The organism is Pseudooceanicola batsensis HTCC2597, assembly GCF_000152725.1.
In the GTDB taxonomy this organism is placed as follows: domain Bacteria; phylum Pseudomonadota; class Alphaproteobacteria; order Rhodobacterales; family Rhodobacteraceae; genus Pseudooceanicola; species Pseudooceanicola batsensis.
In genome coordinates this window covers 926,547-938,248 of sequence record NZ_CH724131.1, presented here as the reverse complement: position 1 = coordinate 938,248, position 11,702 = coordinate 926,547, and the positions used below count along the sequence as shown (strand labels likewise).

Annotated in this window: 9 protein-coding genes; 5 read left to right on the top strand and 4 right to left on the bottom strand. The window is 70.7% G+C overall.

Annotation, left to right across the window (positions count from 1 at the left end; translation table 11 throughout):
- Positions 1 to 64: 64 nt before the first annotated feature.
- The 4 genes from OB2597_RS08480 to truA form a co-directional block, all read right to left on the bottom strand.
- The gene (locus OB2597_RS08480) at positions 65 to 1,288 is read right to left on the bottom strand and encodes an MFS transporter (RefSeq protein ID WP_009805131.1); all 1,224 of its coding nucleotides are present in this window, start codon (positions 1,286 to 1,288) and stop codon (positions 65 to 67) included.
- 59 nt (positions 1,289 to 1,347) lie between these two features.
- On the bottom strand, positions 1,348 to 2,631 hold the full coding sequence (locus OB2597_RS08475) for a cobyrinate a,c-diamide synthase (RefSeq protein ID WP_009805130.1): 1,284 nt from the start codon (positions 2,629 to 2,631) through the stop codon (positions 1,348 to 1,350).
- Between the two features lie 4 nt (positions 2,632 to 2,635).
- Positions 2,636 to 3,496, bottom strand: coding sequence for a uroporphyrinogen-III C-methyltransferase (gene cobA, locus OB2597_RS08470; protein WP_040609218.1), 861 nt, complete (start codon positions 3,494 to 3,496; stop codon positions 2,636 to 2,638).
- 189 nt (positions 3,497 to 3,685) lie between these two features.
- Positions 3,686 to 4,453 carry a tRNA pseudouridine(38-40) synthase TruA gene (truA, locus tag OB2597_RS08465; protein WP_009805128.1) on the bottom strand — a complete coding sequence of 256 codons (768 nt, stop codon included), beginning with the start codon at positions 4,451 to 4,453 and terminating at the stop codon, positions 3,686 to 3,688.
- A 120-nt stretch (positions 4,454 to 4,573) separates the two neighbouring features.
- Between truA and OB2597_RS08460 the strand changes: the two genes are divergently transcribed.
- The 5 genes from OB2597_RS08460 to ileS all read left to right on the top strand — a co-directional run bounded on the left by OB2597_RS08460 (position 4,574) and on the right by ileS (position 11,688).
- Entirely contained in the window at positions 4,574 to 6,001 is a 1,428-nt protein-coding gene (locus OB2597_RS08460) for a YcjX family GTP-binding protein (RefSeq protein WP_009805127.1), read from the top strand.
- On the top strand, positions 5,998 to 6,447 hold the full coding sequence (locus tag OB2597_RS08455; RefSeq protein WP_009805126.1) for a GNAT family N-acetyltransferase: 450 nt from the start codon (positions 5,998 to 6,000) through the stop codon (positions 6,445 to 6,447). The genes OB2597_RS08460 and OB2597_RS08455 overlap by 4 nt, the downstream gene beginning before the upstream one ends.
- Positions 6,444 to 7,523, top strand: a complete 1,080-nt coding sequence (locus OB2597_RS08450; protein WP_009805125.1) for a YcjF family protein — start codon at positions 6,444 to 6,446, stop codon at positions 7,521 to 7,523. Before OB2597_RS08455 ends, OB2597_RS08450 begins: the two co-directional genes overlap by 4 nt.
- 53 nt (positions 7,524 to 7,576) lie before the next feature.
- Positions 7,577 to 8,230, top strand: coding sequence for a VPLPA-CTERM sorting domain-containing protein (locus OB2597_RS08445; protein WP_009805124.1), 654 nt, complete (start codon positions 7,577 to 7,579; stop codon positions 8,228 to 8,230).
- 461 nt (positions 8,231 to 8,691) lie between these two features.
- A complete protein-coding gene (gene ileS / locus OB2597_RS08440) occupies positions 8,692 to 11,688 on the top strand; it encodes an isoleucine--tRNA ligase (protein WP_009805123.1) in 2,997 nt (998 codons plus the stop codon).
- Positions 11,689 to 11,702: the final 14 nt, after the last annotated feature.

Genomic DNA, 11,702 nt, shown 5'->3' with positions numbered 1-11,702 from the left:
TGACGTCTCACGGGGAACGACGTCTCACCGGGGATGTCCGTGGGACGTCGCGGCAGGCCCTGCCTCAGGCCGGCCGGCCCTTCGGCCGCAGCACCAGCCAGATCAGCGCGCCGCCCGCCAGCACCAGGAAGGGGGCCATCGCCAGGTTCACCGCCGTCCAGCCCGCCTGCGCCGTGCCGCCCGAGCAGTTCATCAGGCCGCCGGAGGCAAAGGAGGCCACGGTGACGCCGCCGAAGACGATCAGGTCGTTCAGCCCCTGCATCCGGCCGCGCTCATGCGCCTCGTGCGCGCCGGCCAGCATCGTCGTCGCGCCGATGAAGCCGAAGTTCCAGCCGATGCCCAGCAGGACGAGGGCGAGGAAGAAGTTCCCGAGCTCCACGCCCTGCAGCGCCACGGCCCCGGCGGCGGCAAGGATGACGAGGCCCGCCGCGACGATCTTCTCGACCCCGAAGCGGGCGATCAGATGCCCGGTGAAGAAGCTCGGGACGTACATCGCCAGCACATGCGAGGACACCACGTCGGCCGCGTTGGCCTTGTCGAAGCCGCAGCCCACCACGGCCAGCGGCGTCGAGGTCATCACGAGGTTCATCAGCGCATACGAGACCATGGCGCAGATCACCGCCACGGCGATGCGCGGCGTCGCGAGCAGGTCGCGCCGGCTGCGTCCGCGCGGCGCATCCTCGGCCGGGCGCGGCGGCCGGGGGATGTCGAGAAAGAGAAAGAGCAGCGATCCGAGAACGTTGACGGCAATGACGGCGAAATAGGTGCCCATGAAGGGGACGACCATCGCATCGGCGGTGACCTTGACGACCTGCGGCCCGATCAGCGCCGAGAGCAGCCCGCCCGCCATGACATAGGAGATCGCCTTGGGGCGGAACGCATCCGAGGCGGTGTCGGCGGCGGCGAAGCGGTAGAACCCATGCGCGGACATGTAGAGCCCGGTGAAGAGCGAGCCCAGCAGGAAGAGCGGAAAGGAGGCGTAGTAGAGCCCGAGCGCGCCGACGATGCCGCCGAGCGTGCCGCCGCCCGCGCCAAGGAAAAAGCCCGCGCGGCGCCCGTAGCGCTGCATCAGGGCCGAGACGGGGGTGGCCGAGAGCATCGACCCCAGAACGATCAGCGAAATGGGCAGGGTGGCGAAACAGGGGTTCGGCGCCAGCGATTGTCCGGCCAGCCCGCCGATGGTGAAGATCATCGGCATCTGCGCGCCGAGGATCGCCTGCGCCATGACCAGCACCGCCACGTTGCGCTTGGCGCGGCCGTCGTCCGGCGTATATTCGGAAACCGTCATGCGAGGCTCGTAGCCCGCGGTGCGGAGCGACGCAAGACGGTCGCTCTGTGCGGCGGCGATCAGGCCCGGTCGATGATATGTGCGAAAGAGCCCGAGACCGGGCCGCGGCGCAACCCCATCGGCGGCAGCCGGGCGCCTTCGGCGTCGGTGGCCTGGAACAGGGGCTCGCCCTCGGCGCGGAGCGTGGTGGCATAGTGAAACTCGTGCGCGCGCCATCTCCCCGCCAGCGGACCTTCGTCGGCGCGGACCGTGCGATAGCCGAGATGCAGGCGCCTCTCGGCAAAGCTCGTCTCGAGGGCGAGCAGGCCGGCCATCGCGTGTCGCGTGCCATCGGCATCCGTCAGCGTCTCGCCCAGCACCATGTATCCGCCGCATTCGCCATGCACCGGCCGGGTTGCGGCATGGGTGCGCAGCGTGGTGAGAAACCGTCCGGCGGCGGCGATCCGGCCGGCGTGCAGCTCGGGGTAACCCCCCGGCAGGTACAGGAAATCCGCATCCGGCACCGGCTCGTCGGCCAGTGGAGAAAAGGGCAGGATCTCGGCCCCCGCCGCCCGCCAGTCGGCCAGAAGATGCGGATAGGCGAAGGCGAAGGCCCGGTCGCGCGCCACGGCGATCCGCTGGCCCGGAGGCGCGATGCGGGGCGCGTGTTTGGGGGCGGGCAGCGGGGCGGCCAGCTCCAGCAGGGCGGAAAGGTCGGTCGGCTCCTCGCCCGGGACCCCCGCCGCCAGGGCCTCGGCCGCCCGGTCGAGAAAGGCGTCGAGATCGGCGCGCTCTCCGGCCTGCACCAGCCCGAGGTGGCGCGAGGGCAGGGCCAGCCCCGCCTGCCGGGGAAGCGCCGCCACCACGGGCAGGCCCAGCGGTCCGAGCGCGCGGCGCAGCATGGCGGCGTGCCGGGCCGAGCCGACCCGGTTCAGGATCACCCCGGCCAGGCGCACCTCCGGGTCATGGGCGGCGAACCCCGCGACCAGCGGGGCCACCGACTGCGCCATGCGCGCCGCGTCGACCACCAGGACGACCGGCAGCCCCAGGATCCGGGCAAGCTCCGCCACCGATCCGCGTCCGTCGGGCGGGGCGCCGTCGAAGAGGCCCATGGCCCCCTCGACGATCAGCGTCCCGGGCCCGGCGGCCAGGGCCCGGATCCGCGCCGGCGTCATCGCCCAGGCGTCGAGGTTGGGACAGTCGCGGCCGCAGGCGGCCTCGTGAAACCGGGGGTCGATGTAGTCGGGGCCGGATTTCGCGCCGCGCACATCGTGTCCCTGCCGGGCCAGCAGGCGCAGCAGGGCAAGCGTCAGGGTCGTCTTGCCCGCGCCGGACTGCGGCGCGGCGAGGATCAGCCCCGGCACGGGATCAGGACACTTCCGCCGGCCGCCCGCGGTTCAGCGGATCGAGGTTGCGCGGCGCCGCGCCCGCCATCAGCGCCTGCCAGTCCAGAACCTGCCGCATCAGCACCGACCGGCCGATGCACAGGATCGCGGGCGGCTCCATCTCCGCGGCGCCGATATCCGCCGCCATGCGCCCGAGCGTGGTCTCCAGCACGCGCTGGTCCGGCGTGGTGGCGGAACAGACCACGGCGACGGGTTCGTCGGCCGGGCGCCCGGCCTCGAGCAGCGCAGCGGCGATCTGGTCGACATGCTTCATGCCCATGTAGATCACGAGCACCTGCGCCCCCTCGGCGATGGCGCGCCAGTTCAGCGATTGCGGCGTCGCGCCCGACTGGTCGTGGCCGGTGACGAAGGTGACCGACTGGTTGACGTCCCGATGGGTGACGGGGATGCCGGCATAGGCCAGCCCGCCGATCCCCGCGCTGATGCCGGGGATGATGCGGACGGGCACCCCGTGCTGGATCAGCGTCTGCGCCTCTTCCCCGCCGCGCCCGAAGACGAAGGGATCGCCGCCCTTGAGCCGCAGCACCCGCTTGCCCGCCCGCGCCAGGTCGACGAGGCGCAGCGAGATGTCGCGCTGCTTCGCCGAGGGCTTGCCGCCGCGCTTGCCGGCGTAGACATGCTCGGCCTGCGGGGCCCAGTCGAGGATCTCGGCCTGCACCAGCGCGTCATAGACCACCACGTCCGCCTGGCGCAGCGCGTTGACCGCGTGCAGCGTCAGGAGGCCCGGATCGCCCGGGCCGGCACCGCACAGCCAGACCCAGCCCGGCTCGAGCGCGGGCCAGGCCCCCATGGGGCCGGCAGGAAGGGACAGAGAGTCGCTCATGCCCCCTATATGGCCTGTCGCGCGGCGCCTGCAAACCCCGGCACCGACATCCGCCGCATCCGGACCGGCATGGCGATCGCGCCGCGCCCCCCTTCTTTGGTCCGGCAAATATCCCAGGGGGAGTCGCGGCCCCGCCGCGACGGGGGACAGCGTCCCCCTGCCGCCCTCGCCGCCCGCGCCACGGCGATCTCAGGCAAAGGGATCGTCCGGGTAACCCACCCCCACCAGGTACAGCCCCTGCGGCGGGCAGACCGGCCCGCAGGCGGCGCGGTCGCGGGCCTCCAGCGCCTCGGCCACGCGGGAGGGCGGCCAGCGTCCCGCGCCGACCCGTTCCAGCGTGCCGACGATGGAGCGCACCTGGTTGTGCAGGAAGGACCGGGCGCGGAGGTGGAACCGCAGCTCCGGCCCAGAAAACCCGTCGTGTTCCTCGATCCGGATCTCGTCGAGCGTCTTCACCGGGCTCTTCGCCTGGCAGATCACCGAGCGGAAGGTGGTGAAGTCGTGATGCCCGACGAGATGCGCCGCGCCCGCCCGGATCGCCTCCGGATCCAGCCGGTGCGGCACCTGCCAGACAAGCCCCGCGTCATGGGTCGCGGGGGCGCGGCGCATCAGCAGGCGGAACATGTAGCGCCGCTCGAGAGCCGAAAAGCGGGCGTGCCAGTCCTCGGCGACCCGCGCACAGGCGCGGATGGCCACGGGGGCGGGCCTGAGGTGGTGGTTCAGCGCCTCGGACAGGCGGAACGGGTCCCAGTCCTTTTCCAGATCGCACTGCGCCACCTGCGCCGTGGCATGGACCCCGGCATCGGTGCGCCCGGCGGCGGCGATGGTGTGGGGGCCGGGTTCCAGACGGGCCAGCGCCGCCTCGATCGCGCCCTGGACCGAGGGCTGGTCGGCCTGCCTCTGCCAGCCGGCAAAAGGGGCGCCGTGATATTCGACCTGGAGCGCGTAGCGGGGCATGAGGGCGCTTTAGCGCGGCGGGCGGGGCGGGTCCAGAGGGCGGCCCCCCGGGGGAAACCACTGGCAGGGCCGGGTGCGGGCGCCTATGTTCGCAACCATGGCAGGACGGGAACCGGGGCAGTGCTGATAAACGATATTGCCGATGGCGTGGCGCGGCAGGTCGAGGCGGTCGGCGGCACGGTGTCGGAGACCTTCTTCGAACCGGTGATCCGGCTCGGCGTGACCGGGCTGGCGCGTTCGGGCAAGACCGTCTTCATCACCTCGCTGGTGGCCAACCTGCTGGACCGGGCGCGCATGCCCGGGCTGGTGGCGCAGGCGGACGGGCGGATCGTCACCGCCTATCTTCAGCCGCAGCCCGACGACATCGTGCCGCGCTTCGATTACGAGACGCATCTCGCCGCCTTGACCGCCGCCGCCCCGCACTGGCCCGAGAGCACCCGCGCGGTTAGCGAACTGCGCCTGTCGCTCAAGGTTCGGTCGGGCGGTCTTCTGGGCGGGTTGCAGGGGCCGCGGGTGATCCATCTCGACATCGTCGACTATCCCGGGGAATGGCTGCTCGACCTGGGTCTTCTGGACCGCAGCTATGCCGAATGGTCCGCCGAGATGCTGGCCCGGCTGGCCTCGCGTCCCCAGGCCGAGGCGTTCCTGCGCGCGGCGCAGGCGGCCTCGGACCGGGAGGGTTGGGACGAGCCGGAGGCGCAGGCGCTGGCGCGGTCCTACACCGCCTATCTCGAGGCCGCGCGCCTGGCGGGCTACTCCGATCTCACCCCGGGGCGGTTCCTTCTGCCGGGCGAGATGGCGGGCTCGCCCGCCCTGACCTTCGCGCCGCTGCCGCCCGAGGAGCGGCCGGCGCGCAGGGGCCTCTGGCGCGAGATGGAGCGGCGCTACGAAGCCTACAAGTCGCAGGTCGCCAAGCCCTTCTTCCGGGACCATTTCGCGCGGATCGACCGGCAGGTGGTTCTGGTCGACGCGCTCGGCGCGATCCACAAGGGGCCGCCGGCGGTCGAGGATCTGCGTCAGACCATGTCCGACATCCTGTCGGCCTTCCGGCCCGGCCGGAACTCGTTCCTGTCGCGGCTGCTGATCGGCAAGCGGGTCGAGAAGATCCTCTTCGCCGCCACCAAGGCCGATCACCTGCACCATTCCCAGCACGGCGCGCTGAGCGCGATCATGGAGGCGCTGGTGCGCGATGCGGTGGACCGGGCGCGGTTCGCCGGCGCGCAGACCCAGGCCATGTCCCTCGCCGCCCTGCGCGCCACCGTCGAGGAGAGGCTGACGCATGAGGGGCGGCCGCTCGACTGCGTGCGCGGCACCCTGCTGGACCCGGACGGCGGGCGGGGCCGGATGGCGGCGATGTACCCCGGCGAGCTGCCGGAGGATCCGGCGCGGCTGCTCAATCCCGCGCGGGCGGGGCAGGAAAGCTGGCTCGACGGAGAGTATGACCTGATGAGCTTCGCGCCCGCGGTGCTGCGCCTGAAACCGGGCGAGGGGCCGCCGCATATCCGGCTGGACCGCGCCGCGCAGTTCCTGGTCGGAGATCGGCTGTGAGCCCGCTGGTGATCCGGGATGCGCGGCCGCTCGATGCGGGCTCGGTCGGGGCGATCCTGACGCAGGCGGTGCGCGAACATCGGTGGATGCCGCTGCTGCACAGCGCGGCCGAGGACATCGCCCATGTCGGGCACCTGATCGACCTGGGCTGGGTGCGGGTGGCCGACAACGGCGCGATCCGGGGGTTCCTGGCGCGCGAAGAGGAGTTCGTCCACGCCCTCTACGTGGCGCGGGGCGCGCGCGGCTCGGGCGTCGGGCGGCGGCTGATCGAGGATGCCATGGCCGCCTGCGCGCGGCTGGAGCTGAACACCTTCGTCGCCAACGTGGGCGCGCGGAAGTTCTACGACCGGCTCGGCTTTGACGAGGCCTGGCGGACGGACGGGGCGGAGAATGACGAGAGGCTGCCGGACATCCGGCTGGTCTGGCAGGCGGAGGCCGTGAGATGAGCGAAGACAAGCGCCGGGGCCCGGTCATCATCGAGCTGGAGGGCAAGCCGGGGCCGGGACCGGCCGATGCGCCGCCCGTACCCGATGCCTCGGGGCCCGTTTACCCGGGGGGCGACGACCGGCCCGGCACGGCCCCGCGGGGACAGGCGATGCAGATGGCGGCGACATTGGCCGCGCGGCGCCCGTCGCGACTGGCGCGGTGGTTCTGGTCGCTCTTGCTGGCGGTGCTGGGGGTGGCGGTCACGGCGGCGGCCTGGAGCTTCGTCACGGGTCTGATCGCGGCCACGCCCTGGGCGGGCTGGGCGGTGGCGGCGCTTCTCGTGGCCTTCGCGGGGGTCTGCCTGGCGATCGTGGTCAGGGAATTCGCGGCCTTCGCGCGCCTGTCGCGGATGGACGAGCTGCACCGGCTGGCCGAGGCGGCGCTGAGCGAGGCGGACCTGACCAAGGCGCGCCGCCTGGCGGAACGGCTGGATGCGCTCTACCGCGGCCGGGACGAGCTGCGCTGGCACCACGAGCGGTTCGCGGACCGCCGGGACGAGCAGTTCGACGCGCCGGCGCTGCTGCAGCTGGCCGAGGCCGAACTGCTGGCGCCGCTCGACGCCATGGCCCTGCGCGAGGTCGAGGCGGCGACGCGGCAGGTGGCGACGGTGACCGCGCTGGTCCCGCTGGCCTTCGCCGACGTGGTGGCGGCGATGACGTCGAACGTGCGGATGATCCGGCGCGTCGCCGAGGTCTATGGCGGCCGGTCGGGCACGCTCGGCTCGCTCCGGCTGACGCGGGCGGTGATGACGCATCTGGTGGCCACCGGAGCGGTGGCTATCGGCGACGACATGATCGGTTCGGTCCTCGGCGGGAACGTCCTGGCACGGCTCTCGCGCCGCTTCGGCGAGGGGGTGGTCAACGGCGCCCTGACCGCGCGGGTGGGAGTCGCGGCGATGGAGGTCTGCCGGCCGATGCCCTTCGGCGAGGGGCGGCGGCCCCGGGTCACGACCCTGCTGCGCCGGGCCCTCACGGGGCTCTTCGGTGCGGGTTCCGACGGGGGACGGGATGGCGGAGAGGCCGGGCGGCGGGGTTGAGAATCGCACTTCTTTCCGATAGTGAAAACCCATTGCACAAAAGGAGTTCCAAGATGAATTACATGACTTCGATCCTCGGCGCGGCAGCCGTTTTCCTCGGCGTCCAGTCGGCAGAGGCCGCTCCGGTCACCTACGACGGGATCACCTTTCCTGAGGGGGACGTGTCCTTCGCGGATGCGGTTCACGACTATTCGCCCGGCAGCGGTTTCGCCACATCGGGGAATTGCCAGACCGCGTCTCTCGCGCTCGGTGCGCCGAACTTCACGAGCGGGAATTGCGACAATTACGTGTCGCTGGGCGGCGGCGGCTCGATCACGCTGCGGTTCACCGACAATGCGCTGACCACCTCGGGAGACGATACGCCCGACCTGCATATCTTCGAGATCGGCTCCGCCACCGAATCCATCCGGGTCGAGATCTCGGTCGATGCGTCCAGCTGGATCGACTTCGGATACTTCTCGGGACAGCCCTCGAGCCTGGACATCGACGCCAAGGCCGGTGTCGTTCCGTTCGAAAAGTACTATTACGTGCGGCTGACGGACAATCCGGGCCTCGGACCGCATGAGGGCGTCTACTCCGGCGCGGATATCGACGCGGTCGGCGCGATCAGTTCGACGGCCCCGGCAATTCCGCTGCCGGCCTCGGGCCTGCTCCTGCTGGGCGGTGTCGCGGGCCTCGGCGCCCTTCGGCGGCGCGCGCGCGGCTGAATCCCCATACCCGTCCGCCGTGCCCGGCCGCGCCCCGCGCGTCGGGTGGCGGACGACGCCGTGCTCCGGCGCGCGCTGTTCCCGGCGGTTCGGCCGACACCGGCCTCGGTCGGGGGGGCTCTGCCCCCCGGCACGTTCCGTGCCTCCCCCCGGGATACTTGCCGGACCAAAGAAGGGGGCGCCGCGGCCCTGCTTCTTTGGTCCGGAAAATATCCCCGCCGGAGGCATCGCGCCCGCAGGGCGCGACCCGGGGCGCGCGCGGCGGGGATGCGGGGACGAGGGCCGTTCGCGGCTTTACGCTCAGGCTCCGCCCGCCTATAAGGCCGCGCATGATGGGCCGCACCGTGATCATCATTCGAATTATGTGCCCGGCGCTCTGAGCAGAGACGCCGGGACAAGGCGTATGGACAGCCGCGCCGACCTTTCCCAGAAATCGAAGATCAAGAGACGGACCGCGAGACATGTGCGCCGACACGCCTGACTACAAAGACACCCTGAACCTGCCGAAGACCGATTTCCCGATGCGCGCGGGCCTGCCCAAGAGAGAGCCCGACTGGCTGAAGAGGTGGGAGGAGATCGGGGTCTACGACCGCCTGCGCGAGAAGGAGGGACGGGAGCCGTTCGTCCTGCATGACGGGCCGCCCTATGCCAACGGCAACCTCCATATCGGCCATGCGCTGAACAAGATCCTCAAGGACATGATCGTGCGCTCGCACCAGATGATGGGACGGGATGCGCGCTACGTGCCGGGCTGGGACTGTCACGGGCTGCCGATCGAGTGGAAGATCGAGGAGCAGTACCGCGCCAAGGGCATGGACAAGGATGCGGTGGACGTCGTGGATTTCCGGCAGGAATGCCGGGCCTTCGCGGACTCCTGGATCGACGTGCAGCGGGAGGAGTTCAAGCGGCTGGGCGTGACCGGCAACTGGGCCGATCCCTACCTGACGATGGATTTCCACGCAGAACGGGTGATCGCCGAGGAATTCATGAAGTTCCTCATGAACGGGACGCTCTACCAGGGGTCGAAGCCCGTGATGTGGTCGCCGGTCGAGGAGACCGCGCTGGCCGAGGCCGAGGTCGAGTACCACGACAAGGAAAGCCCGACCATCTGGGTCAAGTTCCGCGTCGCCGAGTTCGACCGGCGCGAGATGATCCCCTCGGACGAGGAGGAGACCGACGAGGGGCGCGCGGCGGTGGCCGAGGCCGATGCCCGGCTGCGCCGCGAGCTCGAGGGTGCCCATGTGGTGATCTGGACCACGACGCCCTGGACCATCCCGTCGAACCGCGCCGTGGTCTACGGCGAGGACATCTCATACGGGCTCTATGAGATCACCGGCCGGCCGGAGGAATGCTGGGCGCGCATCGGCGACCGCTACATCCTCGCCGACAACCTCGCGGCCGAGGTCATGGGCCGGGCGCGGCTTGACGAGGGCATGTACCGGCGACTGCGCGACGTGCGGCCCTCGCAGCTCGAGGGGATGCGGCTGACGCATCCGCTTGCGGGCGCCGAGGGGTCGGAGGGCGAGTGGGACGAGCTGCGCGATTTCCGCGCCGCCGCGTTCGTCACCGACACCGAGGGCACCGGTTTCGTCCATTGCGCGCCCTCGCACGGGATGGAGGAATACGAGCTCTACCGCGAGCTGGGAATGCTGGAACAGGTCATCACCTACAACGTGCTCGACGATGGCTCGTTCCGGGCGGACCTGCCGTTCTTCGGCGGCAAGCGCATCCTGCGGGCCAAGCCCAAGAAGAACGATTGGGAGGGCGACGCCAACGCGGCCGTCATCCAGAAGCTGGCCGAGGTAGGCGGGCTGCTCGCCCGGGGGCGGATCAAGCACTCCTACCCGCACAGCTGGCGCTCCAAGGCGCCGGTGATCTATCGCAACACGCCGCAATGGTTCGCCGCGATCGACAGGCCGGTCGGGGGCGACGACACCTATGGCAGGACGATCCGCGAAAGGGCGCTGGCCTCGATCGACAAGCTGGTGCAGTGGCATCCGCGGACGGGGCGCAACCGTCTCTATTCCATGATCGAATCCCGTCCCGACTGGGTACTGTCGCGCCAGCGCGCCTGGGGCGTGCCGCTGACCTGCTTCGTGAAGAAGGGGGCGCTGCCGACGGACGAGGATTTCCTGCTGCGGAACGAGGCCGTCAACGCCCGGATCGCGGAGGCCTTCGAGGCCGAGGGCGCGGATGCCTGGTACAAGCCCGGCGCGAAGGAGCGGTTCCTTGGCACCGACGCGGATCCGGAGGGCTACGAGCAGGTCTTCGACATCCTCGACGTGTGGTTCGACAGCGGCTCGACCCATGCCTTCGTGCTGCGCGACCGCGCGGATGGCGCACCCGACGGGATCGCTGACGTCTACCTCGAGGGGACGGACCAGCACCGGGGGTGGTTCCATTCCTCGATGCTGCAGGCCTGCGGGACCAAGGGGCGCGCGCCCTATCGCAACGTGGTGACGCACGGCTTCACGCTGGACGAGAAGGGCAACAAGATGTCCAAGTCGCTCGGCAACACCATCCTGCCCGAGGAGGTGGTGAAACAGTACGGTGCCGATATCCTGCGGCTCTGGGTGGCGCAGGCGGATTATTCCGCCGACCAGCGGATCGGGCCGGAGATCCTCAAGGGGGTGGCCGACAGCTATCGCCGGCTGCGCAACACGCTGCGGTTCATGCTGGGCTCGCTCGCCGATTTCCGCGAAGAGGATCGCGTGGCGCCCGAGGAGATGCCGGAGCTGGAGAGATGGGTGCTGCACCGCATGGCCGTTCTGGATGAAACGGTGCGCGAGGGCTACCGCAGCTTCGATTTCCAGGCGATGTTCCAGGCGGTCTTCAACTTCGCCACGGTGGAGCTGTCGGCCTTCTACTTCGACATCCGCAAGGACGCGCTCTACTGCGATGGCGACACGACCCGGGCCAGGGCGGCGCGGACCGTTCTCGACCTGCTCTATCACCGGCTGACGACGTGGCTGGCGCCGATCCTCGTCTTCACGATGGAGGAGGTCTGGCTGGAGCGTTACCCGGGCGAGGGATCTTCGGTGCACCTGGTGGACTTCCCCGACACCCCGTCGGCCTGGCGCGACGATGCGCTGGCGGAGAAATGGGCCAGGGTCCGGGCCGCGCGGCGTGTGGTAACGGCGGCGCTCGAGGTGCAGCGGACCGACAAGGTGATCGGCGCCTCGCTCGAGGCGGCGCCGGTGGTGCATGTCGAGGATCCCGAGATGCTGGCGGCGCTCAAGGCCGTGGCCTTCGAGGATGTCTGCATCACCTCGGGCATCTCCCTGACCGGCGATCCGGCCCCGGCCGAGGCCTACCGCCTGCCCGAGGTGCCCGATGTCGCGGTGGTCTTCGAGAAGGCCGAGGGCGAGAAATGCCAGCGCTGCTGGAAGATCCTGCCCGATGTGGGGACCCATTCGCATCCCGGCGTCTGCGGACGGTGCGACGCGGCGCTCGGCTGAGGGACTGCTTTCCT

Excerpts from the sequence above, each read along its gene's own strand:
- OB2597_RS08480 (WP_009805131.1), bottom strand. The coding sequence starts at position 1,288 with ATGACGGTTTCCGAATATACGCCGGACGACGGCCGCGCCAAGCGCAAC.
- cobA (WP_040609218.1), bottom strand. The coding sequence starts at position 3,496 with ATGAGCGACTCTCTGTCCCTTCCTGCCGGCCCCATGGGGGCCTGGCCC.
- truA (WP_009805128.1), bottom strand. The coding sequence starts at position 4,453 with ATGCCCCGCTACGCGCTCCAGGTCGAATATCACGGCGCCCCTTTTGCC.
- OB2597_RS08450 (WP_009805125.1), top strand. The coding sequence starts at position 6,444 with ATGAGCGAAGACAAGCGCCGGGGCCCGGTCATCATCGAGCTGGAGGGC.
- OB2597_RS08445 (WP_009805124.1), top strand. The coding sequence starts at position 7,577 with ATGAATTACATGACTTCGATCCTCGGCGCGGCAGCCGTTTTCCTCGGC.
- ileS (WP_009805123.1), top strand. The coding sequence starts at position 8,692 with ATGTGCGCCGACACGCCTGACTACAAAGACACCCTGAACCTGCCGAAG.